This is a genomic window from Pseudomonas sp. LBUM1670, assembly GCF_059695695.1.
Window position 1 is genome coordinate 3,717,350 of sequence record NZ_CP166783.1, and the last position, 24,958, is coordinate 3,742,307.

Below are 24,958 nucleotides of genomic sequence, written 5' to 3' on the forward strand. Positions count from 1 at the left end.
CCCAAGTAGTTCATCCTCGAACCTTATGGGTGCCCGCGAGTCCAACCGGCACCTTTGTGAATGATGGCGTGATGATGCTGCGAGTTTTAGCCTTGAGCCTTACTTTGTTTACCGGCTTCGTACAGGCCACAGTCCTGCAACGGCCGATCACGCTGGATACCGGCACCGGTGAGCTTTTCGGCTCGTTGTTGCTGCCAAAATCCGACAAACCCGTGCCGGTTGTCCTGATCATTTCCGGCTCCGGTCCTACGGATCGTGACGGCAACAACCCCGACGGCGGGCGCAACGACAGCCTCAAGCGCCTGGCCTGGGTGCTGGCCAAACACAACATCGCCAGCGTGCGTTACGACAAGCGCGGCGTGGCGGCGAGCCTCGCAGCGACCCCGGACGAACGCAATCTGTCGGTTGAGGCCTATGTGGCCGACGCCGAAGCCTGGGGCCAGAAGCTCAAAGCCGATCCGCGATTCGGCCCACTGATTCTGCTGGGCCACAGCGAAGGCGCACTGATCGCCAGCCTCGCGGCACCGAGCGTCGATGCCGCGGCGGTGATTTCCATGTCTGGCAGCGCCCGGCCGATCGATCAGGTGTTGCGCCAGCAACTGGGCAATCGCCTGCCGCCGCCGCTGATGCTGCGCAGTAACGAATTGCTGGACAGCCTCAAGGCCGGCCGCACCGACCACAATGTGCCGCCGCAGTTGCAGGTGATTTTCCGCCCGAGTGTGCAGCCGTACCTGATTTCGCTGTTCCGCCAGGACCCGGCGGCGGCGTTCGCCAAACTGAAAATGCCGGCGTTGATCATTCAGGGCAGCAACGACATTCAGGTCGGTGTCGATGACGCCAGAATGCTCAAGGCCGCCAAACCCGACGCCGAACTGGCGCTGATCGACGGCATGAACCACGTCATGCGCATCGTGCCCAACGACGTCAAACGGCAATTGGCCTCTTATAAAGATCCGCAATTGCCACTCGCAGCCGAGCTCGGCACGCGAATCCTTGGGTTTATTGACGGACTTCGCTCCAGTTAAGCGCTGTTTGCCCTCCAGTCTTGCAAAAAACGGCCGATAAACCTTTGTCGCCAGCGCCAAGACTGGCGACAAGCTGAGCTTGGACAGGATCTCGCCGTTATGACTGATACCCCGACTTCACCCGACGCCACCGCTGAAAAAGACGCACCGCCAGTGGTCGAGCTGCCGTGGGCGGACGTCCACGTCGAGCACCACAAGATGCTCCGTCTGGCGCCGTTGCAGACCGATCGCAACACTGGCGGGCGGCCCTTGCGCTTTGTCGAATTCGGCTACGCCGAACGCAACGACAAGCAACACAGCCTGTTGCGCATGACCATCTCGCTGCCCGGCCAGCGGGTGCGCAAGGAACAGAATCACCTTGATGTGTGGGTCGATCACGCCAGCAAACGTGTGCATTTCGGGCCGGACAGCGGTTTGCAGATCGAACCGATGAACCGCGGCATCGGGCGCTACATGGCGGCCCAGGGCATTACCTGGGCGAAAAAGCGCTGGCCCGGCTACACCGTCGACGGCACCGATCTGAACAACAAGGACGCGCTGAACGAAGACACGCGCCTGCGCCGCGATCATTTTCTGCGGGTGCACGGTTTCGACGTGGCCTATGCCGACGCCCAGCATTTGAAGGGCAGCGTCAAAGAGGTGCAGGTCGGCGACCTGTTGGCCGACTGGAACACCGAAAAGCTGCAGCAGGTGGAAATTCTCGAGGCTGCGCAGATGCTCCAACAGGCTGAGCAGAACCTGGCCGAGCAGGAAGTGAAGCTGAAGAAGCACGAGGAAAAGGTCAGCAAGTACAAGCGTGAAGACGCGGGGCTGCGTTTCACCATTACGTGCCTGGTGGCGTTTGCGGTGTTTCAGGCGGGGTTGTTGATCTGGATTGCTACACATCGGTAAAGGTTTGAATCTGCGGCGCGGCCATTCGCGAGCAAGCCCGCTCCCACAGGTGCTATGTCGTGCCCAAATGATGCGGCACACACATAACCTGTGGGAGCGGGCTTGCTCGCGAAGGTGTCCTTAAGTCAGACGCGGGAAGCGAACAGCGCCTGATGCTCGCGGCACTGCTCGGCGCTCAACATGAACACACCATGCCCGCCGCGCTCGAAATCGAGCCAGGCGAAGTCGACTTCCGGGTACAACGCTTCAACGTGAACCTGGCTGTTGCCCACTTCGACAATCAGCAAACCCTTCTCGGTCAGATGATCCGCCGCTTCGGCGAGCATGCGGCGCACCAGGTTCAACCCATCGTCTCCACACGCCAGGCCCAGCTCGGGCTCGTGCTGGTATTCCTCTGGCATGTCAGCAAAATCTTCCGCATCGACATAAGGCGGATTCGACACGATCAGGTCGAAACGCTGCCCTGGCAAACCGTCGAAGCCATCGCCCTGCACCGTGTACACACGTTCATCGACGCCATGACGCTCGATGTTCTTGTTGGCCACTTCCAGCGCTTCGAACGACAGGTCGGCCAGCACCACTTCGGCGTTCTGGAACTCATAGGCACACGCAATACCGATGCAGCCGGAGCCGGTGCACAGGTCGAGAATCCGCGCAGGCTCGACGCCGAGCCATGGTTCGAAACGCTTTTCGATCAGCTCGCCAATCGGTGAACGCGGGATCAACACGCGCTCATCGACAATGAACGACATGCCGCAGAACCAGGCTTCACCCAGCAGGTAAGCGGTCGGGATGCGTTCTTCGATACGGCGCTTGAGCATGCGTTGCAGTCTGACCACCTCGTCCTCTTCGAGGTTGCAGTCGAGGTAACTGTCAGCAATTTCCCACGGCAGGTGCAACGCGCCCAACACCAGCTGACGGGCTTCGTCCCAGGCGTTGTCGGTCCCATGGCCGAAAAACAGATCCTCCCCATGGAAGTGGCTGACGGCCCAACGGATATGGTCACGCAGGGTACGAAGTCGGGAAGTGATCACGGGGGCAAACTCCAAAAAAAACGACTGGCGATTCTAACAGCCAAAACGCGCCACGACGACGCAGGAAAAACATTGGCCCCAATGTAGGACGCATCCATTTTTCGCGATGGCTATTGAACAAAACGAGTATCTTGACAACGCTGTGGGCCAGCAACGACGGCCCCTGCGATGGTAGCGATTCACAGAAGCGCTCAGCCAGAGGACAATGTCGCAAAAGCCCCACTCCAAGGAGCCCCAGAATGCCTGTTCCAAAAACGATGTTTCAACTCAGCGGCCGCGGTTATGCAGCAGCCAATCTGGGCCATGCGACCCTGGTTATCATCGACGCCCAGAAAGAATACCTCAGCGGCCCCCTGGCCCTGGTCGGCATGGATGCCGCCGTCGGAAACATCAAGCAACTGGTGAGCGCCGCCCGCGCCGCCGGCCGGCCGATCGTGCACGTGCGTCACCTTGGCACCGTCGGCGGGCTGTTCGACCCGCAAGGCGAGCGCGGTGAGTTCATCCCGGGCCTGGAACCACAGGCCGACGAAACCGTCATCGGCAAACTGCTGCCGAGTGCGTTTCACGGCACCGAATTGCTGGAGCGCCTGCAGAATCTCGGTTCGCTGGACCTGATCGTGTGCGGGTTCATGAGCCATTCCAGCGTCAGCACCACCGTTCGCGCCGCGAAAAACCTGGGCTTTCGTTGCACCCTGGTTGAAGACGCTTGCGCAACGCGCGATTTGCCCTACAAGGGCGGTGTGTTGAGCGCAGACCACGTTCAACAGACCGAAATGGCGATCATGGCGGACAACTTCGCCACCCTCGCCCTGACCCACGATCTGATCTGATCTACGCTTGATGAGCGGTTCATGCCGCCGCTCATCCGCAAAAGCCTCTCATTAGCTGTAAATGTCTTAGCCTCAGGAACATCCCGGTCAACTCCCGGTCGAAGGGCCGATACCCATTGAGGAAGGTCGGAATGAAGTTATCCGATGGTTTTGACGCACGCCGCTTGCGGCCCAAAGGCCAAAGCAACTGGCGTTTTCGCTTCGGCGCAGCGTTCGCGGCCTTGCTGGCAACGTGCGGTGTGTTGCTGGCGATGGCCGGTGCCGCCAGCCTGCTGGGACGCCCGCCGGCTCTCGGCGAGCTGAACGCCAGCCCGCTGGGCTCGGCCATCATTCTGGCGGTCGGCCTGTTCCTGCTCTACCTGGGCGTGTGGCTGTGGCGGCGTTGCCGTCGCCGCGCGCGCCAGTCGCAAGCGTTGAACATGTCCCCGCATTTGATGAAAAAACACGACTGAAATGAAGGCTCGGCAGGTTGGCGGGCCCCAATTGTTATCGGTCGTGTCTCGACTTGGGTAAACTGGCCGCCCTTCGCGGAGGCTGATATGCAAGACGACGATTTTTCCCTGTTCAAAAGCGCGATCCAAGGCGTCAAGCCGATCAAGCACGACCGCGCCGAAACCGGCAAACCCAAGGCTGACCGCGCGCAGATCGCCAAGCTGCGCCAAGCCGCCACCGTGCGCACCGATGCCACTACCGTTGACGGTCTGTCCGATCAGTTCGTGATCGACGTCGGCCCGGAAGACGAGCTGATGTGGGCGCGCGACGGCGTGCAGGAAAGCCAGATGCGCAAGCTCAAGATCGGCCAGATCCCGTTCGAAGGCAGCCTCGACCTGCACGGCATGAACGTGGAAAAGGCCCGGGAAACCCTCTGGGCTTTTCTGGCCGAAGCGACCAAATTCGAAATCCGCTGCGTGCGCGTCACCCACGGCAAAGCCGTGCGTCTGGACGGCAAGCGGCCGATGATCAAAAGCCACGTCAACACCTGGCTGCGCCAGCATTCACAAGTGCTCGGCTTCACCTCGTGCCAGGCGAAACACGGCGGCGCCGGAGCGGTGTATGTGATGCTAAAACGCACCATGATGGAAGGTCGCGACGAGTAAAGCTGTCGCGTCACGCTTGCAGCGCCGTGTTTGCCACCGTACCCTTGCCCTTTGCGTAAAATCCCACAGGTAGTTTCATGTCCCTGGAACAGAATTACACCGCGATTCTCGGCCAACTGGGCGAGGACGTCTCCCGCGAGGGCCTGCTCGACACGCCCAAGCGTGCCGCCAAAGCCATGCAGTACCTCTGCCGCGGTTATGAACAGACACTCGAAGAAGTCACCAACGGTGCCTTGTTCAGCTCCGACAACAGCGAAATGGTGCTGGTGAAAGACATCGAGCTGTACTCGTTGTGCGAACACCACCTGCTGCCGTTCATCGGCAAGGCCCACGTCGCTTACATCCCGAGCGGCAAAGTGCTGGGCCTGTCGAAAGTCGCGCGGATCGTCGATATGTACGCCCGCCGCCTGCAGATCCAGGAAAACCTCAGCCGCCAGATCGCCGATGCGGTCCAGCAGGTTACTGGAGCCCTAGGCGTTGCTGTGGTGATCGAGGCCAAGCACATGTGCATGATGATGCGCGGTGTGGAGAAGCAGAATTCGTCGATGATCACCTCGGTGATGCTCGGTGAGTTCCGCGATAACGCGGCCACTCGCAGCGAATTCCTCAGCCTGATCAAGTAATTCGCACCACGAAGAAAACCGGCATTCATCGCCGGTTTTTTTTCGCCTGTGAAAAATCAGGTAAGCTGCGCGCCTTCTTTCGCCCCTTGAGGCTTGTACCGTGTTCGTTAAAGCGCTTCGTGTCGGCCTTGGCCAACTGATCATCTTCATCGACTTCATCACCCGCCCCGGCAAGAAGCAGCGCCCCGCCGCTGCTCAGGCTCAGGTCGAAACGGCCGCCAAAGGCCTGACCCTGTATCAGTTCCACGCCTGCCCGTTCTGCGTGAAAACCCGCCGCACCTTGCGCCGCTTGAATGTGCCGGTGGCATTGCGTGACGCGAAGAACAACGAGCAGGATCGTCAGGCGTTGCTGGAACAGGGTGGCAAGATCAAGGTGCCGTGCCTGCGTATTGAAGAGAATGGCCAGACCACCTGGATGTATGAATCCAAGGTGATTATTGATTATCTGGATAAGCGATTTGCTGCGGCCTGATGGTTTTGTGGTGATTTGACTGGCCTCTTCGCGAGCAAGCCCGCTCCCACAGGGGAATACGGTCAAATGTGGGAGCGGGCTTGCTCGCGAAGAGGCCGGCACAAACACCACAAAATCCAGACAAAAATAAACCGGCCCTTGAGCCGGTTTATTTGTTTCTACCCTCCCCTCAAGCCGCTTTCGCCGCCTGCGCCTGACGCACCACCGCCGCCAATCGCTTGAGCCCTTCATCCAGCCGCGCCGGGTCGATATGGCTGAAGTTCAGCCGCAGATGCCCCGGGTGATTATCCGGCTCCGGAAAAAACGGCTCCCCCGGCATGAACGCCACATCCGCCGCCAGCGCCGCCTTGAGCAACGTTCGCGTATCCAGCGGTTGCTTCAATGTCAGCCAGAAAAACAGCCCGCCTTGCGGCACGTTCCAATCGGCCAGATCAGAGAAATGGGTTTCCAGCGCCGACTGAAACGCGTCCCGCCGCCCACGGTAAAAGCCCCGCAATTCCCTCAGGTGATGCTGAAATTTCTCCGTGCCGATCCATTGCAGCGCTTGCCACTGGCCGACGCGATTGGTGTGCAGGTCAGCCGATTGCTTGAGCTTCAGCAAATGCGGAAACAGGTCCGGACTGGCAATCAGGTAACCCACCCGCAGCCCTGGCAGCAAGGTTTTCGACACGGTGCCGGTGTAGATCCAGCTGGTTTTTTTCAAGCGGCTGACAATTGGTGTGGCACTGCCGCCATCAAACGTCAGTTCTCGGTAGGGCTCGTCTTCGATCAGGGTGACGCCGAACTCATCCAGCAACGCGGCGACCGCGTCACGCTTGGCCTCGCTGTAGCGCACCGCCGAGGGGTTCTGGAAGGTCGGGATCAGGTAGATGAACGCTGGGTTGTGCTTTTCCAGACGCGCGCGCAACTCAAGCAGATTCGGACCCTCGGCCTCCAGCGGCACGGTGATGCAGTCGGCACCGAACAGTTGAAAGATCTGCAACGCCGCCAGGTAAGTCGGCGCTTCGAGCAGGATCTCGGTGCCTTTGTCGATGTAGAGCTTGGCCGCCAGATCGAGGGTTTGCTGGGAACCGCTGACCACCAACACCTGGCTCGCCTCGCACCGCACGCCCAATGCTCGCGCCTCGGCCGCCAACGCTTCACGCAACGCCGGCTCGCCTTCGCTCATGCCGTATTGGCCGATGGACAGCGGCATGTCGTCCCATTCGACAGTCGGCAGCATGGCTTCGGCCGGCAAGCCACCGGCGAACGACATCACTTCCGGCCGTTGGGCAGCGGCAAGGATTTCACGGATCAGAGAACTTTTAAGGCGCGAGACACGTTCGGAAAAAGCCATGGAGGGTCACCGGTAGCGAGGCCTGGGGAAAATGAGTCAAACTGGTTGACCGAAATTACGACAACCCGAACGGATACGTCAACATGCTTGACCTTAAAAATCCCGCCTCCCAACAGCAGGCCATGGAGGCGTTTTTCTTCGGCTACCAGGCGTTCACCGCCAAGGCCGACGAAATGCTCGAGCGTCGCGGCTTGAGCCGGGTGCATCAACGCATCGTGTTTTTCATTGCCCGTTACCCGAACCTGAGCGTCAAGGAATTGCTGGCGTTGCTGGGGGTAAGCAAGCAAGCGCTGAATATTCCGCTGCGCCAGTTGGTGGAAATGCATCTGGTGAACAGCGTTGCGTCGCAGACGGACAAGCGCAAGCGGCTGCTGGAACTGACCGATGAGGGTGCGCGGTTTGAACAATCGTTGCGGCGTGAGCAGGTGAAATTGCTCGAGCGGGTGTTTGCCGAGGCTGGGGAGACGGCGGTGAATGGGTGGTTGGCGGTGAATCTGGCATTGGGGAAAAGCCAGGTATCTGCGGACTGAGTGCCTTGCCTGTTAGATATGTATTGGCCGACATGGCCCCTTCGCGAGCAAGCCCGCTCCCACAGGTAACCGAGCCCTATCAGGGAATGCAGTCACTTGTGGGAGCGGGCTTGCTCGCGAAGGCGTCCTCCCTGGCGATATATCCCTATTGCCAAACTTTTCGTCTACAAAATCAAAAACATTATTTGCATTTTTTGTATACAAAAGCATAATCCACTGCGTGCGAGTTCCTGACCAAGCGGTCAACAAATTCGCGATAGCCTCAAAGGGCCGCTGCCACCCTCATGGGTCCGGCCCTGGAAATAACAATAAAACTCTTGAGGAGTACTCGCTGTGGAAAGCCGCAAATCCGAAGCCCCGACGCTGGATCTCTCGCCGCCGTTACGCACTGGCTGGCTGGAGCGCATCTTCAAACTCAGCTTGCATGGCACCACGGTGAAGACCGAGCTGATTGCCGGTCTGACAACCTTCATCACTATGGCTTACATCATCTTCGTCAACCCCAACATCATGGCTGACGCCGGGATCGATCACGGCGCCGCGTTCGTCGCCACTTGCATCGCCGCCGCACTGGGCTGCCTGTTGATGGGTCTCTACGCCAACTGGCCGGTCGGCCTGGCGCCGGGCATGGGCTTGAACGCTTTCTTTACCTACACCGTGGTCGGCACCATGGGCTACAACTGGGAAACCGCCCTCGGTGCGGTGTTTGTGTCTGGCGTGTTGTTCATGATCCTGACCTTTTCCCGGATCCGCGAATGGCTGCTCAACAGCATTCCGGTGAGCCTGCGCTTTGCGATGGGCGCCGGCGTAGGTTTGTTTCTCGGGCTGATCGGCTTGAAAACCGCCGGTATCGTCGTCGATAGTCCGGCCACCCTGATCAAGCTTGGCTCGTTGCGCGAACCTGGCCCGCTGCTGGCCGCCATCTGCTTCCTGATGATCGCCGTGCTCAGCTACCACAAGGTTTTCGGCGCGATCCTCATCAGCATCATCACCGTGACGCTGGCCGGTTGGGGCCTGGGCCTGGTGCATTACGAGGGCATCATGTCGGCACCGCCGAGCCTGGCACCGACCTGGATGGCCATGAACGTTGCCGGCGTGTTCAACGTCAGCATGATCAGCGTGGTGCTGGCCTTCCTCTTCGTGCACATGTTCGACACCGCCGGCACCCTGATGGGCGTGGCCCAGCGGGCCAACCTGGTGGGCGCTGACGGCCGGATCGAAAACCTTTCCCGCGCCATGAAAGCCGATAGCGCCTCCAGCGTATTCGGGGCGGTGGTCGGTGTACCGCCAGTAACCAGCTACGTTGAAAGTGCCGCGGGTGTCGCCGCTGGAGGTCGGACTGGTCTTACTGCCGTGACCGTCGGTGTGCTATTTATTGCAGCCATGTTTTTCGCACCGCTCGCTGGCATGATCCCCGCGTATGCCACCGCCGGCGCGCTGATTTATGTAGCGATGCTGATGATGGGCGGCATGGCGCACATCGAATGGGACGAAGCGACCGACAGCATTCCGGCGATCGTCACCGCGATCATGATGCCGCTGACTTTCTCGGTCGCCGACGGTATTGCGCTGGGCTTTATCACCTACGTGGTGCTGAAAGCCTTCACCGGCAAGCACAAGGAAATTTCCGTCAGTTTGTGGGTGCTCTGCGCGATCTTCATCGCCAAGTTCATTTTCTTGTAAGCGGAACTGCTGATTGTAGGAGCGAGCTTGCTCGCGATGGGCTCAAGAACGCCGCATTGCCCCAGAAGCCGCGCGTAATCGTTAACGACCATCGCGAGCAAGCTCGCTCCTACAAAAAGCCACATTCACATCAGTGAACAGCCTCACCCCGTCGGGTGAGGCTTTTGTGCAAATGGAGGAAAGTGATGAGTCTGGAAACCTGGCTGCTGTTCAGCGGCGCTGCGCTGGTGGTGATCCTGATCCCGGGGCCACTGTCTTTGCTGATGATCAGCAACAGTCTGAATTACGGTTTGCGCCGTTCTTACCCGGCGTTTCTGGGTGGCGTATTTGCTTCGATCTGCTTGCTCAGCGCGTCGGCCTTGGGCTTGGGCGCGTTGTTGCTGGCGTCGGAACAGCTGTTCAGCGTGCTGAAAATCGTCGGTGCGCTGTACCTGTTCTATCTCGCCTGGCAGAGCTGGCAACAATCGCGTCAGCCATCGGTCGGCGCCGAGGTGCCTCAGGCTGCGCCAGTGCCGCGCTTTCGTGCGCTGTTCGGCCGTGCGTTTGTGCTGGGCGCGAGCAATCCGAAAGACATTCTGTTTTTCGCCGCTTTCCTGCCGCAGTTCTTGAGCGCGGATCGACCGTTCCTGCCGCAGTTGCTGGTGATGATTGCCACGTGGTGCGTGCTGGATCTGCTGTGCAAATTGGCTTATGGGCTGGGTGCGCATGGCGCGGCGCGGTATCTGCGCAGTGGCAAGGGGCAGAGTTGGTTTAACCTGGTGAGTGCGGGCTTGTTCAGTGGCGCGGGGGCGGCTTCGTTGTTGAGCCGCTGAAGTCAAAAGCTTCGCGAGCAAGCCCGCTCCCACATTAGATCTCAGCGCGGCGAAGATCTAATGTGGGAGCGGGCTTGCTCGCGAAGGGGCCATCCCAGATACCACATTTCACCAGGCAAAAAAAAGCCCGCAGTGTGAGCGGGCGAAAGACCAAAGAAGCTATATGCGCAGTCGCTTCTCGGAGGAGGCAGCTGCTTGGGGGTCAGCTGCCCCGGTACGTGGAATAGCTGTACGGCGAAATCAGCAAGGGCACGTGATAGTGATCCTGTTCCGCAGAAATGCCGAAACGCAGCACCACCACATCCAGGAACGCAGGCGTAGGCAGCTGAACGCCACGGGCGCGGTAGTAATCGCCCGCATGAAACTGAACCTGATAGACCCCGGAACGGTAGTCATCACCTTGCAGCAGCGGTGCATCGACACGGCCGTCGCTGTTGGTTATCGCGCTGGCGACCCATTCCAGTTGCGAGCCTTCAACGCGGTACAGCTCGACCTTGATCGAGCTGCCCGGGCAACCGTGTGCAGCGTCCAAAACGTGTGTAGTCAAACGTCCCATTGATTCTGCGCGCCTGCCTGCGTGGAGCAGTCAGACCTCGCGCCTCCCGAAGTCAGTTGAAAAGGAGACCGCACCGATTCGGAGCACGAAACGCTGCGGCGAGCGACTGATTAAGACATTTTTCAAAAAAATTGTACACAATAAAAACGACATTTTTAGTGCTATCCCCGCCAGCCGGGGATTTGCAGTGAATCTGCCGTTGAACCATATGATTAATGGACCTTCCGTCTATTAGCTGACCAATCAGGCAGGTTTCTTGCACTATCACCTGAAGATGACAACAGATGAAAAATGCGAAAATTCAGGCTTACAAATTGGATATAAAGTTGTATACAATCAGTCCATCGCTGTGACGCCAGCCTGTCTTCCCACTTCCAGGCACGCCACACAATCTGTCAACGAATAAGAAGGAAGACTGCAGTGAGCGCTGACTACCCACGCGACCTGATCGGTTACGGCAGTAACCCTCCTCACCCACACTGGCCGGGCAACGCCCGCATCGCCCTGTCCTTCGTGCTCAATTACGAAGAAGGCGGCGAGCGCAATATCCTGCACGGCGATAAAGAATCCGAAGCCTTCCTCTCGGAAATGGTCTCGGCGCAGCCGCTGCAAGGCGCGCGCAACATGAGCATGGAATCCCTTTACGAGTATGGCAGCCGCGTCGGCATCTGGCGGGTTCTGAAACTGTTCAAGGAATTCGATATTCCGCTGACCATCTTCGCCGTGGCCATGGCCGCCCAGCGTCACCCGGACGTGATCCGCGCGATGGTCGAGGCCGGCCACGAGATCTGCAGCCACGGCTACCGCTGGATTGACTACCAGTACATGGATGAAGCGCAGGAACGCGAGCACATGCTCGAAGCGATCCGCGTCCTCACCGAAATCACCGGCGAACGCCCACTGGGCTGGTACACCGGCCGCACCGGTCCAAACACCCGTCGCCTGGTGATGGAAGAAGGCGGTTTCCTCTACGACAGCGACACCTACGACGACGACCTGCCCTACTGGGAACCGAACAACCCGACCGGCAAGCCGCATTTGGTGATTCCGTACACCCTTGACACCAACGACATGCGCTTCACCCAGGTTCAGGGGTTCAACAAGGGCGACGACTTCTTCGAATACCTGAAAGACGCGTTCGACGTACTGTACGCCGAAGGCGCCGAATCACCGAAGATGCTCTCGATCGGCTTGCACTGCCGACTGATCGGCCGTCCAGCGCGTCTGGCCTCGCTCAAACGCTTTATCGAATACGCTAAAAGTCATGAACAGGTGTGGTTCAGCCGCCGCGTCGACATCGCTCGCCACTGGCACGCAACCCACCCGTACCAAGGGGCTGCCCAATGAGCACCTTTCAAACCCTGAAAACCTCGAGCTTGAGCCGCGACGCGTTCGTCGCCGCTTTCGCCGACATCTACGAACATTCGCCATGGGTGGCCGAGAAGGCCTACGACCTGGGCCAGGACACGTCGATCGACGAGATCGAAACCCTGCACCAGCGCATGAGCGACATCCTGTTGAGCGCTGATCACGCAAGCCAACTGGCCCTGATCAACGCTCACCCGGACCTGGCCGGCAAAGCCGCCGTCCAGGGCCAGCTGACCGAAGCCAGCACTAATGAACAGGCTGGCGCCGGTATTCACCAATGCACGGCCGAAGAGTTCCAGCGCTTCACCGAGCTGAACGACGCCTACAAGGCCAAGTTCAAGTTTCCCTTCATCATGGCGGTAAAAGGCAGCAACCGGCATCAGATCCTCGCGGCGTTCGAAACGCGCATTCACAACTCGGCGGATACCGAATTCAAATGCGCGTTGGCGGAGATCAACAAGATCGCCCTGTTCCGATTACTGACCCTATAGCGAGCCTGGCCCGAGTGTTCTCAAACGCAAATAACACCCAGGGCCTCGCAAGCATCCCAAGCCAACTTATTAAAGGCAGACAAGAAGAATGAAAGCTTACGCCGTACCTTTCGAGAAGTTCGTCAACCTGGCCGACGCCCGCCTGGGCACCAAAATCATCTCGGTCACCGATGACTGGTTCGCAGACGCCAACCGTCTGTTCCAACCGACCCCGGCCGTGTGGAAGGAGGGCGTGTTCGATGACAACGGCAAGTGGATGGACGGCTGGGAGTCGCGCCGCAAGCGCTTCGAAGGCTACGACAGCGCGGTGATCCGTCTGGGCGTGCCGGGCTCGATCAAAGGCGTGGACATCGACACTTCATTCTTCACCGGCAACTTCCCGCCGTCGGCTTCGCTGGAAGCCTGCTTCCTGGCCTCGGGCGAACCGGACGACAACACCCAGTGGACTGAAGTGCTGTCGGCCGTCGAGCTGCAAGGCAACAGCCACCACTACCACGAAATCAATAACGATCAGGCCTTCAGCCACCTGCGCTTCAACATCTATCCGGATGGTGGCGTGGCCCGTCTGCGTGTCTACGGTATTCCGTTCCGCGACTGGTCCGCTGTCGGCGACAACGAGCAGGTTGACCTGGCCGCCGCCCTGAACGGTGGCCGCGCCCTCGCCTGCTCCGACGAACACTTCGGCCGCATGAGCAACATCCTCAACCCGGGCCGTGGCATCAACATGGGCGACGGCTGGGAAACCGCGCGTCGTCGTACACCGGGCAATGATTGGGTCATCGTCGCGCTGGGTCATGCCGGCGAGATCGAGAAAGTCATCGTCGACACCCTGCACTTCAAGGGTAACTACCCGGACACTTGCTCGATCCAGGGCGCGTTCGTCAAGGGCGGCACCGACAGCCAGATCGAAACCCAATCGCTGTTCTGGCGCGAATTGCTGCCGGCGCAGAAACTGGAAATGCACGCCGAACACACCTTCGCCGAGCAGATCAAGGCGCTGGGGCCGATCACCCACATCCGCCTGAACGTGTTCCCGGACGGCGGTGTGAGCCGCCTGCGCGTTCTCGGCAAGGTCGCTAAATAAGCGGTGAGGCCATTCGCGAGCAAGCCCGCTCCCACATTTGAAATGCATTCCCCTGTGGGAGCGGGCTTGCTCGCGAAGACGTCAGATCAAACAACACAGAATTTGGATAAGAAGACCAGCATGCGCACACTGACGATTGAACCGCTGACCAAAGAAGCCTTCGCCCCTTTCGGTGACGTGATCGAAACCGATGGCAGCGATCACTTCATGATCAACAACGGTTCGACCATGCGCTTTCACAAACTGGCGACGGTGGAAACCGCCACGCCAGAGGACAATGCGATCATCAGCATCTTCCGCGCCGACGCGCAGGACATGCCGCTGACCGTCTGCATGCTGGAGCGTCACCCGCTGGGCAGCCAGGCTTTCATTCCGCTGCTCGGCAACCCCTTTCTGATCGTGGTCGCGCCACTTGGCGATGAACCGGTATCAGGCTTGGTCCGCGCCTTCGTCACCAACGGCAGGCAGGGCATCAATTACCATCGCGGCGTTTGGCACCATCCGGTGCTGACGATCGAAAAGCGGGATGACTTCCTGGTGGTTGATCGCAGTGGCACAGGCAATAACTGCGATGAGCATTTTTTCAAAGAGGATGAGCGTTTGATCCTTGCCCCCCACCAATAAGAGAAGGTCCGATCACTCGACAACAGAGTGACGGGCGAGAGGTAAAGACTGTGGAAGCACATCTGTTGGAATGGCTGAACCTGAGCGTGCGCTGGGTTCACATGATTACTGGCGTGGCCTGGATCGGTGCGTCGTTCTATTTCGTCTGGCTGGAAAACAACCTCAATCGGGTCAACCCGAAAAGCGGTCTTGCCGGCGATCTATGGGCGATCCACGGCGGCGGCATCTACCACCTGGAAAAATACAAACTGGCCCCACCGACCATGCCGGACAACCTGCACTGGTTCAAATGGGAAGCCTATTTCACCTGGCTGTCGGGGATCGCGCTGCTGTGCGTGGTGTTCTACTCCAATCCGACGTTGTACCTGCTGGCACCGGGCAGCAGCCTGACCGGCCCTGAAGGTGTTGCCCTGGGCATCGCCTCGTTGTTCGTCGGCTGGTTCGTCTACTCCTTCCTCTGCGACTCGGCCCTGGGCAAACGCCCTGCCCTGCTCGGTTTCATCCTCTTCGTGCTGATCATCGGCGCCGCTTACGGCTTCAGCAAAGTGTTCAGCGGCCGTGGCGCGTACCTGCACGTCGGCGCGATCATCGGCACCATCATGGTCGGCAACGTGTTCCGCATCATCATGCCGGCGCAGCGCGCACTGGTGGCGGCGATTGCCGAGAAACGCACGCCGGACCCGGCGTTGCCGGCCAAAGGCTTGCTGCGTTCGCGGCACAACAACTACTTCACCTTGCCAGTGCTGTTCATCATGATCAGCAACCACTTCCCGAGCACCTACGGCAGCCAGTACAACTGGCTGATCCTGGCCGGGATCGCGGTGCTGGCGGTGTTGGTGCGTCACTACTTCAACACCCGTCACGACAGCCACAAGTTTGCCTGGACCCTGCCCGTCGCAGCTGTGGGCATGATCTGCCTGGCTTACGTGACTGGCCCGGCGCAAATGCCGAGCGCACCTGAAGTGGCCAAGGCGCCAGGCACCATCGAGTACCAGCCGTTGCCGGAAACCGCCCTCGGCGGGGATGCCAAACCTGCCGCGGCGAAACCTGCTGAAGCACCGGTCCAGGCTGCAAACGCCGGCCCAAGTTTCGACAAGGTGCACAGCGTGATCCAGGAACGTTGCTCGGTTTGCCACTCGGCCAAACCGACCAGCCCGCTGTTCAGCGCGGCACCGGCCGGCGTGATGTTCGACACTCCCGAGCAGATCCGCCAGAACGCGGCGCGGATTCAGGCTCAAGCGGTCACCAGCCAGATCATGCCACTGGGCAACATCACCCAGATGACCCAGCAGGAACGTGACCTGATCGGCGCGTGGATTGTTCAGGGAGCTCCGACCCATTAAGTAGTTAAAAGCATCGCCAGCAAGCTAGCTCCCACATTGGAATGCATATCCCTGTGGGAGCGGGCTTGCTCGCGAAAGCGTTGGGTCAATCAACGTTGATGTTGAACGTAATGGCCTCTTCGCGAGCAAGCCCGCTCCACAGGTTTGCCTGATGCACAAAATCACAAGAATAAAAAAGATCCGAGGTGTTGCATGTCCGAGCTATCCGAAGCGCGCATCCCCGACGCACCCGCCATTCAGCGTTTGCCCCTTTTGCAACTGATCCTGGTCGGTCTGCAACATGTTTTGCTGATGTACGGCGGAGCCATCGCGGTGCCGCTGATCATCGGACAGGCCGCTGGCCTGAGTCGTGAAGAAATCGCCTTCCTGATCAACGCCGACCTGCTGGTCGCCGGCATCGCCACCCTCGTCCAGTCGCTGGGCATCGGCCCGATGGGCATCCGCATGCCGGTCATGATGGGCGCCAGTTTCGCTGCCGTCGGCAGCATGGTCGCCATGGCCGGCATGCCGGGCATCGGTCTGCAGGGCATCTTCGGCGCGACCATCGCCGCCGGGTTCTTCGGCATGCTCATTGCGCCGTTCATGTCCAAAGTCGTGCGCTTCTTCCCGCCTCTGGTGACCGGCACGGTCATCACCTCGATCGGTTTGTCGCTGTTCCCCGTGGCCGTGAACTGGGCGGGCGGCGGTGCTGGCGCCGCTCAATTCGGTTCACCGATTTACCTGGCGATCGCCGCGCTGGTGCTGGCCACCATCCTGCTGGTCCATCGCTTCATGCGCGGTTTCTGGGTCAACATTTCCGTGCTGATCGGCATGTGCCTGGGCTACGTGGTCTGCGGGCTGATCGGCATGGTCGACCTCAGCGGCATGGCTCAGGCGCCCTGGCTGCAGATCGTCACCCCGCTGCACTTCGGCATGCCGAAGTTTGAACTCGCGCCGATACTTTCGATGTGCCTGGTGGTGGTGATCATCTTCGTCGAGTCCACCGGGATGTTCCTCGCACTGGGCAAGATCACCGGTCAGGAAGTCTGCCCACGGATGCTGCGTCGCGGCTTGTTGTGTGATGCCGGTGCGTCGTTCTTCGCCGGGTTCTTCAATACCTTCACTCACTCTTCTTTCGCGCAGAACATCGGTCTGGTGCAAATGACCGGCGTGCGCTGCCGTTCGGTGACCATCGTCGCCGGCGGGTTGCTGATCGTATTGAGCCTGCTGCCAAAAGCCGCATTCCTGGTGGCTTCGATTCCCCCCGCCGTGCTCGGCGGCGCCGCGATTGCGATGTTCGGCATGGTCGCTGCCACCGGGATCAAGATTCTTCAGGAGGCCGACATCGGTGACCGTCGCAACCAGCTGCTGGTGGCGGTGAGCATCGGCATGGGCTTGATTCCGGTGGTGCGTCCAGAGTTTTTTGCGCACCTGCCACTGTGGATGAGTCCGATCACCCACAGTGGAATTGCCATGGCGACGTTGAGCGCCTTGGCGCTGAACCTGCTGTTCAACATCCTCGGCGGCCGCGAACGCGCCGCGATCAACGACTGCCCCGCGCGCGCCCACTAACCAACCTGTGTTGAACCGCCTTCCTGTGGCGAGGGGGCTTGCCCCCGTTCGGCTGCGAAGCAGTCGTAAAACCTGTGAGCAGGGTACGACTGGAGAAATGCCGGGGCCGCTTCGCGCCCCAACGGGGATAAATCCTCTCGCCACGAACAATAAAAACAAGAGGGAGCAACAGATGATTCGGACACAGACAAACATGCTGTTGGGCGGTGGTCTCCTGGCCGCCAGCCAAGCCATGGCCGGCGATTTATTGCTGTGGCAGACCAACAGCCTGAGCTATTTGTACGGCAAGAATTTCGCGATCAACCCGTCGATCCAGCAGACCGTGACGTTCGAGCACGCCGATAAATGGAAGTACGGCGACAACTTCCTGTTCGTCGACAAGATTTTCTATAACGGCGAAGACGACCGTAACAAAGGCCCCCACGCCTTTTACGGCGAGTTCAGCCCCCGCCTCTCCTTCGGCAAGATCCTCGACCGCCGCTTCGAATACGGCCCGATCAAGGACGTGCTGCTGGCCATGACTTATGAGTATGGCGAAGGCGACAGCGAAGCCTATCTGATCGGCCCCGGTTTCGACCTCGCAGTGCCGGGCTTCAACTATTTCACGTTGAACTTCTATCGCCGCCAGACCGAAGGCCCGCGCCCCGGCGATGGTGTCTGGCAGATCACGCCCGCCTGGTCCTACAGCATTCCCTTGGGCAACTCGGACCTGTTGATCGACGGTTATCTGGACTGGGTGGTGGACAACGATCAGAACTCGCGCGGCACTTACCACGCCAACCTGCACTTCAATCCGCAGATCAAATATGACCTCGGAAAAGCCCTGGGCTGGAGTCAGAAACAGTTCTACATCGGCACCGAATACAGCTACTGGAAGAACAAGTACGGGGTCGAAAACAACTCGAATCTGGACACGAATCAAAACACCGCGAGCCTGCTGGTGAAGGTGCACTTCTAACATGCCCCGCAACCGTGCCCCAAACCTATCGTCGGTGCGCTGTTGCGGGGCACTTGAGACCTGGCCAAGGAGTCAGTATTCTCCGCGGCCGCCTGAATCCGCTTTAAAAAAAAGCCCGGATTTAATTCCTGACCAGAAAGCCAACTTATCCCGGCCCTGGACGGTATCAAGGCATTCCAAAACCCCTTTCATTCGACGGTTCTTGAGCCGCCGAACGGGAGTTTTTTGGTTTTTCGAAAGCCTTGGCGCAGCTCTTGCTAACAGCAATGAAGCTGACCGATTGGATGATTTTTTACCGCTACAGAAAAAGGCGCCAGACCAGAGCGCCGACCTTAAAAAAACAACGTGGAACACCTACTTTTGGGAGCAACCGAATGAAACGTACGTGCACTAGCCTGATGCTGGCGGGATCTTTGCTGGCCGGGGGCCAGGCCATGGCCGGCGACTTGCTGCAATGGCAGAACAACAGTCTGTCCTACTTGTATGGCAAGGACTTCCAGGTCAACCCGCGCATTCAGCAGACCGTGACGTTCGAACACGTCGATGGCTGGAAATACGGGGACAACTTCTTCTTCGTCGACAAGATCTTCTACAACGGCGAAAAGGACTTCAACGCTGGCCCGAACACCTATTACGGTGAGTTCAGCCCACGTATTTCCTTGGGCAAAGTCCTCGACCAGAAGATCGGGTTCGGTCCGGTCAAAGACGTCCTGCTGGCGATGACCTACGAGTTCGGTGAAGGCGATACCGAGTCCTACCTGATCGGTCCGGGTTTCGACCTGGACATCCCTGGCTTCGACTACTTCCAGTTGAACTTCTACCAGCGTCACACCGAAGGCAGCCGTGCGGGCGACAACGTCTGGCAAATCACCCCGGCCTGGGCCTACACCATCCCGGTCGGCGATTCGAGCATCCTGATCGATGGTTTCATTGACTGGGTGGTCGACAACGACTCCAACTCCAAAGGCGACTACCACGCCAACCTGCACTTCAATCCGCAGGTTAAATATGACTTGGGTAAAGCGCTGAATTTTGGCGAGAAGCAGTTGTATGTGGGTGTGGAGTACGACTATTGGTCGGACAAGTACGGGATTCAAGACAGCCAGTACTTCAAGACTGATCAGAGCACTACGAGCTTCCTGGTGAAGTTCCACTTCTGATCCAGCGGCGTCTGTGAGGACGCCTTCGCGGGCAAGCCACGCTCCCACAGGCTCTGTATCGTTCACTTACTTGGCGGACGACACAAAACCTGTGGGAGCGGGCTTGCTCGCGAAGGCCACACCGCCGATTTCAAGCCGCAACCACAGGCTCCGCCAACCCGAGAAAACGACACAACTCCCCGCGCTTGGCCAACGCATCCCGCCGCCCCAGATCAATCAACTCGCTGCAATACCCCGCCTCGAACAGCAGATAACTCAACACCCCCGCCCCGCTGGTCTTGGTCGCCCCCGGCCCGCGCAGAAACAGACGCAACGCCGCCGGTAATTCCTGACGGTGACGCGCAGCTATTTCATCGATCGGCTGGCTCGGCGAAATCACCAGCACCTCCACCGGCGCGACACCGAGCGCACGGGTCGGTGTGCCATCGGGCATCAGATGACTGAATTGATTGAGCCGTTGCAGCAACTCGATGTCGCTTTCCAGACTGTCAATGAACGTACTGTTGAGCATGTGCCCGCCGATCTGTGCGAGCGTCGGTTGCTGGCCGGTGTAGGCGCGCTGCAGCGGTTGCTCCGGGTCGACTCCGCGCGGGTTGCCGCTGACGCCCACCACCAGCACGCGGCTGGCGCCCAGGTGCAGGGCCGGGCTGATCGGTGCCGATTGGCGTACCGCGCCATCGCCGAAATACTCTTCGCCGATTTTGACCGGCGCAAACAGCAGTGGAATGGCGGAGCTGGCGAGCAAGTGCTCGACGGTCAACTGTGTGGGAACGCCGATGCGCCGATGACGCAACCACGCGTCGATGGTTTTACCGCCCTGGTAGAACGTCACGGCCTGACCGGATTCATAGCCGAACGCGGTGACCGCGACGGCCTGCAATTGCTTCTGCGCGATGGCTTCGGCGATGCCGGTCATGTGCAGTTTGTCGTTGAGCAACCCGCGCAGCGGCGAGCTGTTGAGCAAGGCCACCGGCACCTGAGCGCCGATGCCGAGCAAACTGTGGCTGACAAACCGGCTGGCCTGACGGATCACGCCCGGCCAGTCGCTGCGTAACACCAGATGACTACGGAACCCCTGCCAAAAGGTGGTCAGACGTTCGATGGCGCCACGGAAATCCATCGCCCCGCTGGCTAGACTGACCGCGTTGATCGCCCCGGCCGAGGTGCCGACGATCACCGGGAACGGATTGCTGGCGCCCTCCGGCAACAGTTCGGCAATCGCCGCCAGCACGCCAACCTGATAGGCCGCCCGAGCCCCGCCGCCGGAAAGAATCAACCCTGTTACCGGTTCGCCTGGACTCATGCACAACGCTCCATGGTGCTTGATGGGATGTCGCTCCAACCCTGTCTATAACAACCTGTAGGAGCGAGCTCGCTCGCGAAGGTCGTCAACGATGACGTTTGCAGCCTGACACCCCGCAGTGGTCTCAAGTTTTTCGCGAGCGAGCTCGCTCCTACAGGGGATCGTGGTTCAACCGCGTTTTGCGTACAGCTTGGGTTCGCCCGGCGGACGGCTCTTGAAGCGGCGATGGGCCCAGAGGTATTGCTCCGGGCAGTCGCGCAGCACGCCTTCGATCCATTGATTGATCCGCAGGCAATCGGCCTCTTCGGTCTCCCCGGGGAAACCCTCGAGCGGCGCATGGATCACCAGTCGATAACCACTGCCGTCCGCCAGACGCTCCTGGGTGAACGGCACCACCAGCGCCTTGCCCAGCCGCGCAAACTTGCTGGTCGCGGTCACCGTCGCAGCCTGAATCCCGAACAGCGGCACGAAGATGCTTTGCTTGGCGCCGTAGTCCTGATCCGGTGCATACCAGATCGCCCGGCCGGCGCGCAGCAACTTGAGCATGCCGCGCACGTCTTCGCGCTCCACGGCCAGCGAGTCGAGGTTGTGACGCTCGCGGCCATTGCGCTGGATGTAATCGAACAGCGGGTTCTTATGCTCGCGGTACATGCCATCGATGGTGTGCTGCTGACCGAGCAACGCCGCGCCGATTTCCAGCGTGGTGAAATGCACGGCCATCAGAATCACGCCCTTGCCATCGCGCTGGGCTTTCTTCAGATGCTCCAGCCCTTCGACGTGGGCCAGTTTCGCCAGACGCTCCCGGGACCACCACCAGCTCATGGCCATTTCAAAGAAAGCGATGCCGGTGGAGGCAAAGTTTTCCTTGAGCAGGCGTTTGCGCTCGGCGGAGGATTTTTCCGGGAAGCACAGCTCCAGGTTGCGCTTGGCAATGCGCCGTCGGTCGCCCGCCGCGCGATACATCAAGGCACCGAGGCCGCGCCCGATAAACAGCAACGCCGGGTATGGCAATTGAACAATCAGCCACAACAGCCCCAAGCCACACCACAGCGGCCAGAAACGCGGCATCAGAAATGCTTTTTGAAAACGCGGGCGATCCATTAAATGTTCCGGAAAGACAATGGCCGCGCATTCTACATCGTTCGACCCGGCTTGCGGCTGGCGAGCGTTCTCGTTATAAGTCTCGACACTTTTAGTGACAAGCCGTTGTATGCCGACCATGAGCCAAACCGACCCGCTAGACCAAGATCCCGTGTTCCAGTTGAAGGGCAGCATGCTCGCCATTACGGTGCTGGAGCTGGCCCGCAACGACCTGGAGAGCCTCGATCGGCAACTGGCCGCCAAAGTCGCCCAGGCGCCTGGCTTCTTCAGTAACGCGCCGCTGGTACTGGCGCTGGACAAGCTTCCGGCCAGCGAAGGCGCGGTCGACCTGCCAGGCTTGATGCGCGTCTGTCGCCAGCACGGCCTGCGCACCCTGGCGATCCGCGCCAGCCGTATCGAAGACATCGCCGCCGCCATCGCGGTCGACCTGCCGGTGCTGCCGCCGTCCGGTGCCCGTGAGCGGCCGCTGGACCCGCTTGAGGGCGTCGTGGCGAAGAAACCGGAAAAACCGCCGGCACCGACGATCAAACCGACGAAAATCATCACTTCGCCCGTTCGCGGCGGCCAGCAGATTTATGCGCAGGGTTGCGACCTCGTCGTGATCTCGTCGGTCAGCCCGGGGGCGGAACTTCTCGCCGACGGTAACATCCATGTATACGGCCCGATGCGCGGCCGCATATTGGCCGGGGTCAAAGGCGACACGAAAGCCAGAATTTTCTGTCAGCAAATGAGCGCTGAGCTAGTCTCCATCGCAGGTCACTATAAGGTTTCGGAAGATCTGCGGCGTGACCCTTTATGGGGCGCAGGCGTACAGGTCAGCCTGTCGGGCGATGTGTTGAACATCATTCGGCTTTAACGGATACTGCCGCATTTTCCAAGCATCTCTAAAACGTAGCGAAAACGGCTCAAACGAAGTAGGAAAAAGGCCAAAAGCAGTGTTTACCGGGGGTAAGCGCGGTTCAGGGCCGGATTCCAGCCAAGGCTGTCCGACTGCAGTCGTTTTTTCCAGAGATGTTTTTCGGGGCTAAATGTCCTTTTTCCTTAGGGGTGAAACACCTTGGCCAAGATTCTAGTGGTTACATCCGGCAAGGGTGGTGTGGGTAAGACCACCACCAGTGCTGCTATCGGTACCGGCCTCGCACTGCGCGGTCACAAAACAGTTATCGTCGACTTCGACGTCGGTTTGCGTAACCTCGACCTGATCATGGGTTGCGAGCGTCGCGTCGTGTATGACTTCGTCAACGTGGTCAACGGCGAAGCCAACCTGCAACAGGCCCTGATCAAAGACAAACGCCTGGAAAACCTCTACGTACTGGCCGCCAGTCAGACCCGCGACAAAGACGCGCTGACCGTCGAAGGCGTGGAAAAAGTCCTGATGGCGTTGAAGGAAGACTTCGAGTTCGTGGTCTGCGACTCCCCGGCCGGCATCGAGAAAGGTGCACACCTGGCCATGTACTTCGCCGATGAAGCGATCGTCGTGACCAACCCGGAAGTGTCCTCGGTTCGTGACTCGGACCGCATGCTGGGCCTGCTGGCCAGCAAGTCGCGTCGCGCTGAAAACGGCGAAGAACCGATCAAGGAACACTTGCTGCTGACCCGCTACAACCCGCAACGCGTCAGTGACGGCGAAATGCTCGGCGTCGAAGACGTCAAGGAAATTCTCGCCGTGACCCTGCTGGGTGTGATCCCTGAGTCCCAAGCGGTACTCAAGGCGTCCAACTCCGGCGTGCCGGTGATTCTCGACGACCAGAGCGACGCCGGTCAGGCGTACAGCGATGCCGTCGACCGCCTGCTGGGCAAAACCGTGGAACATCGGTTTCTCGATGTGACGAAGAAAGGATTCTTTGAGCGTCTGTTTGGAGGCCGGTAATGAATATTTTTGACTTCTTTCGTGCTAACAAGAAGCCAAGTACCGCCTCGGTAGCGAAAGAGCGTCTACAGATCATCGTGGCGCATGAACGTGGCCAACGCAGTACGCCGGACTACCTGCCCGCCTTGCAGAAGGAATTGGTCGAGGTGATCCGCAAGTACGTCAATATCGGGTCCGATGACGTGCACGTCGCCCTGGAAAACCAGGGTAGCTGCTCGATTCTGGAACTCAATATCACCCTGCCAGATCGCTGAGTCGATCTGGCTGGAGCCACGGCGGCTCAGGCTTTTGCATTTCCTGTAGGAGCGAGCTTGCTCGCGATGGTTTATCAGACGGCTTGATGTCGACTGACACACCATCGCGAGCGAGCTCGCTCCTACAGGGACTTGCAACGCCTGAGTCGCCGTTGGCGTTTGTTACGAGGCTGTTTTAATGCCGCTGTCCAACGTCCACATCATCCATCAGGACGCCGCCGTACTGGTGGTGAATAAACCGACCCTGTTGCTTTCCGTCCCTGGCCGGGCCGATGACAACAAGGATTGCCTGATCACCCGCCTGCAAGAAAACGGCTACCCGGAAGCACGCATCGTCCATCGTCTGGACTGGGAAACGTCCGGCATCATTCTGCTGGCCCGCGACCCCGACACCCATCGCGAATTGTCTCGGCAATTTCACGACCGCGAAACCGAAAAGGCCTACACCGCACTCTGCTGGGGTCAACCGGAGCTGGACAGCGGCAGCATCGATCTGCCCTTGCGCTACGATCCGCCGACCAAGCCGCGCCATGTGGTGGACCACGAGTTCGGCAAAAACGCCCTGACGTTCTGGCGCATACTCGAACGTTGCGGCGACTGGTGTCGGGTTGAACTGACGCCGATCACCGGCCGCTCCCATCAGTTGCGCGTGCACATGCTCTCGATCGGCCATCCGCTGCTGGGTGACGGGCTCTACGCCCATGAGCAGGCGCTGGCCGCCTGGCCACGACTGTGCCTGCACGCAAGCATGCTCAGCTTCACTCATCCGCAGACCGGCGAACGCCTGCGTTTCGAGTGCCCTGCACCGTTCTAGGCGGAACACCTACCAAACTGTGGGAGCGGGTTTGCTCGCGAAAGCGGTGTGTCAGTCGACACAATCGTCACTGACCCACCGCTTTCGCGAGCAAGCCCGCTCCCACATGGGATCTCCTCCAGATTCCATCACGGGGGTCCCCCCACCA

Annotated in this window: 27 protein-coding genes; 22 read left to right on the forward strand and 5 right to left on the reverse strand. The window is 59.6% G+C overall.

The annotated features are described in order from the left end of the window. The first annotated feature begins 71 nt into the window (after positions 1-71). Positions 72-1,025 carry an alpha/beta hydrolase gene (locus tag ACA073_RS16835; protein WP_497397915.1) on the forward strand — a complete coding sequence of 318 codons (954 nt, stop codon included), beginning with the start codon at positions 72-74 and terminating at the stop codon, positions 1,023-1,025. A 99-nt stretch (positions 1,026-1,124) separates the two neighbouring features. Then, positions 1,125-1,916 carry a hypothetical protein gene (locus ACA073_RS16840; protein WP_497397917.1) on the forward strand — a complete coding sequence of 264 codons (792 nt, stop codon included), beginning with the start codon at positions 1,125-1,127 and terminating at the stop codon, positions 1,914-1,916. A gap of 125 nt (positions 1,917-2,041) precedes the next feature. On the opposite strand, the gene prmB is transcribed toward ACA073_RS16840, so the two are convergent. Continuing rightward, positions 2,042-2,950, reverse strand: coding sequence for a 50S ribosomal protein L3 N(5)-glutamine methyltransferase (gene prmB, locus ACA073_RS16845; protein ID WP_497397919.1), 909 nt, complete (start codon positions 2,948-2,950; stop codon positions 2,042-2,044). A gap of 239 nt (positions 2,951-3,189) precedes the next feature. Here prmB and ACA073_RS16850 point away from each other — a divergent pair, with 239 nt between their 5' ends. The 5 genes from ACA073_RS16850 to ACA073_RS16870 all read left to right on the forward strand — a co-directional run bounded on the left by ACA073_RS16850 (position 3,190) and on the right by ACA073_RS16870 (position 5,972). Continuing rightward, positions 3,190-3,780 (forward strand): cysteine hydrolase family protein, encoded by a 591-nt coding sequence (locus ACA073_RS16850; RefSeq protein WP_497397921.1) that lies wholly within the window; start codon positions 3,190-3,192, stop codon positions 3,778-3,780. A gap of 131 nt (positions 3,781-3,911) precedes the next feature. Next, a complete protein-coding gene (locus tag ACA073_RS16855; RefSeq protein ID WP_497397923.1) occupies positions 3,912-4,232 on the forward strand; it encodes a hypothetical protein in 321 nt (106 codons plus the stop codon). 87 nt (positions 4,233-4,319) lie between these two features. After that, positions 4,320-4,877: a Smr/MutS family protein gene (locus tag ACA073_RS16860; RefSeq protein WP_056740389.1), complete on the forward strand. Its 558-nt coding sequence runs from the start codon at positions 4,320-4,322 to the stop codon at positions 4,875-4,877. A gap of 77 nt (positions 4,878-4,954) precedes the next feature. Beyond that, positions 4,955-5,500 carry a GTP cyclohydrolase I FolE gene (gene folE / locus ACA073_RS16865; RefSeq protein WP_497397925.1) on the forward strand — a complete coding sequence of 182 codons (546 nt, stop codon included), beginning with the start codon at positions 4,955-4,957 and terminating at the stop codon, positions 5,498-5,500. A gap of 100 nt (positions 5,501-5,600) precedes the next feature. Then, complete coding sequence (locus ACA073_RS16870; protein ID WP_438660711.1) at positions 5,601-5,972, forward strand: glutathione S-transferase N-terminal domain-containing protein; 372 nt, start codon at positions 5,601-5,603, stop codon at positions 5,970-5,972. A gap of 169 nt (positions 5,973-6,141) precedes the next feature. On the opposite strand, the gene ACA073_RS16875 is transcribed toward ACA073_RS16870, so the two are convergent. Beyond that, positions 6,142-7,308, reverse strand: a complete 1,167-nt coding sequence (locus ACA073_RS16875; RefSeq protein ID WP_497397928.1) for an aminotransferase-like domain-containing protein — start codon at positions 7,306-7,308, stop codon at positions 6,142-6,144. 83 nt (positions 7,309-7,391) lie between these two features. Between ACA073_RS16875 and ACA073_RS16880 the strand changes: the two genes are divergently transcribed. From ACA073_RS16880 to ACA073_RS16890, 3 genes are all read left to right on the forward strand, one after another. After that, positions 7,392-7,838: a MarR family winged helix-turn-helix transcriptional regulator gene (locus tag ACA073_RS16880; RefSeq protein WP_497397930.1), complete on the forward strand. Its 447-nt coding sequence runs from the start codon at positions 7,392-7,394 to the stop codon at positions 7,836-7,838. Positions 7,839-8,171: 333 nt separating this feature from the next. Then, the gene (locus ACA073_RS16885; protein WP_497397932.1) at positions 8,172-9,521 is read left to right on the forward strand and encodes an NCS2 family permease; all 1,350 of its coding nucleotides are present in this window, start codon (positions 8,172-8,174) and stop codon (positions 9,519-9,521) included. Between the two features lie 185 nt (positions 9,522-9,706). Next, positions 9,707-10,333, forward strand: coding sequence for a LysE family translocator (locus ACA073_RS16890; protein WP_497397934.1), 627 nt, complete (start codon positions 9,707-9,709; stop codon positions 10,331-10,333). 202 nt (positions 10,334-10,535) lie between these two features. On the opposite strand, the gene uraH is transcribed toward ACA073_RS16890, so the two are convergent. Continuing rightward, the gene (gene uraH, locus ACA073_RS16895; protein ID WP_461954060.1) at positions 10,536-10,889 is read right to left on the reverse strand and encodes a hydroxyisourate hydrolase; all 354 of its coding nucleotides are present in this window, start codon (positions 10,887-10,889) and stop codon (positions 10,536-10,538) included. A 420-nt stretch (positions 10,890-11,309) separates the two neighbouring features. On the opposite strand from uraH, the gene puuE reads away from it, so the two are divergent. The 8 genes from puuE to ACA073_RS16935 all read left to right on the forward strand — a co-directional run bounded on the left by puuE (position 11,310) and on the right by ACA073_RS16935 (position 19,468). Then, positions 11,310-12,236, forward strand: coding sequence for an allantoinase PuuE (puuE, locus tag ACA073_RS16900; RefSeq protein ID WP_497397937.1), 927 nt, complete (start codon positions 11,310-11,312; stop codon positions 12,234-12,236). Further along, positions 12,233-12,748: a 2-oxo-4-hydroxy-4-carboxy-5-ureidoimidazoline decarboxylase gene (uraD, locus tag ACA073_RS16905; RefSeq protein WP_497397939.1), complete on the forward strand. Its 516-nt coding sequence runs from the start codon at positions 12,233-12,235 to the stop codon at positions 12,746-12,748. Before puuE ends, uraD begins: the two co-directional genes overlap by 4 nt. 88 nt (positions 12,749-12,836) lie before the next feature. Continuing rightward, a complete protein-coding gene (alc, locus tag ACA073_RS16910; protein WP_033057158.1) occupies positions 12,837-13,832 on the forward strand; it encodes an allantoicase in 996 nt (331 codons plus the stop codon). 120 nt (positions 13,833-13,952) lie between these two features. Beyond that, complete coding sequence (locus ACA073_RS16915) at positions 13,953-14,456, forward strand: ureidoglycolate lyase (RefSeq protein WP_008005655.1); 504 nt, start codon at positions 13,953-13,955, stop codon at positions 14,454-14,456. A gap of 50 nt (positions 14,457-14,506) precedes the next feature. Further along, positions 14,507-15,799: a urate hydroxylase PuuD gene (locus tag ACA073_RS16920; RefSeq protein WP_497397941.1), complete on the forward strand. Its 1,293-nt coding sequence runs from the start codon at positions 14,507-14,509 to the stop codon at positions 15,797-15,799. 192 nt (positions 15,800-15,991) lie between these two features. Further along, a complete protein-coding gene (locus ACA073_RS16925; RefSeq protein ID WP_497397943.1) occupies positions 15,992-17,350 on the forward strand; it encodes a nucleobase:cation symporter-2 family protein in 1,359 nt (452 codons plus the stop codon). 172 nt (positions 17,351-17,522) lie between these two features. Then, positions 17,523-18,308: an outer membrane protein OmpK gene (locus tag ACA073_RS16930; RefSeq protein ID WP_497397945.1), complete on the forward strand. Its 786-nt coding sequence runs from the start codon at positions 17,523-17,525 to the stop codon at positions 18,306-18,308. Positions 18,309-18,682: 374 nt separating this feature from the next. After that, on the forward strand, positions 18,683-19,468 hold the full coding sequence (locus tag ACA073_RS16935) for an outer membrane protein OmpK (protein WP_497397947.1): 786 nt from the start codon (positions 18,683-18,685) through the stop codon (positions 19,466-19,468). A gap of 130 nt (positions 19,469-19,598) precedes the next feature. Here ACA073_RS16935 and ACA073_RS16940 read toward each other — a convergent pair whose 3' ends face one another. Both ACA073_RS16940 and ACA073_RS16945 read right to left on the reverse strand, forming a co-directional pair. Beyond that, positions 19,599-20,771 (reverse strand): patatin-like phospholipase family protein, encoded by a 1,173-nt coding sequence (locus tag ACA073_RS16940; protein ID WP_497397949.1) that lies wholly within the window; start codon positions 20,769-20,771, stop codon positions 19,599-19,601. 168 nt (positions 20,772-20,939) lie between these two features. Continuing rightward, entirely contained in the window at positions 20,940-21,872 is a 933-nt protein-coding gene (locus ACA073_RS16945) for a lipid A biosynthesis lauroyl acyltransferase (protein WP_497397951.1), read from the reverse strand. A 118-nt stretch (positions 21,873-21,990) separates the two neighbouring features. Between ACA073_RS16945 and minC the strand changes: the two genes are divergently transcribed. The 4 genes from minC to ACA073_RS16965 all read left to right on the forward strand — a co-directional run bounded on the left by minC (position 21,991) and on the right by ACA073_RS16965 (position 24,810). Further along, the gene (gene minC / locus ACA073_RS16950) at positions 21,991-22,728 is read left to right on the forward strand and encodes a septum site-determining protein MinC (protein WP_497397953.1); all 738 of its coding nucleotides are present in this window, start codon (positions 21,991-21,993) and stop codon (positions 22,726-22,728) included. A gap of 201 nt (positions 22,729-22,929) precedes the next feature. Continuing rightward, entirely contained in the window at positions 22,930-23,742 is an 813-nt protein-coding gene (gene minD, locus ACA073_RS16955; protein ID WP_150631077.1) for a septum site-determining protein MinD, read from the forward strand. Next, on the forward strand, positions 23,742-23,996 hold the full coding sequence (gene minE, locus ACA073_RS16960) for a cell division topological specificity factor MinE (RefSeq protein ID WP_007944431.1): 255 nt from the start codon (positions 23,742-23,744) through the stop codon (positions 23,994-23,996). Before minD ends, minE begins: the two co-directional genes overlap by 1 nt. 178 nt (positions 23,997-24,174) lie before the next feature. Beyond that, positions 24,175-24,810, forward strand: coding sequence for an RluA family pseudouridine synthase (locus ACA073_RS16965; RefSeq protein WP_497397955.1), 636 nt, complete (start codon positions 24,175-24,177; stop codon positions 24,808-24,810). Positions 24,811-24,958: the final 148 nt, after the last annotated feature.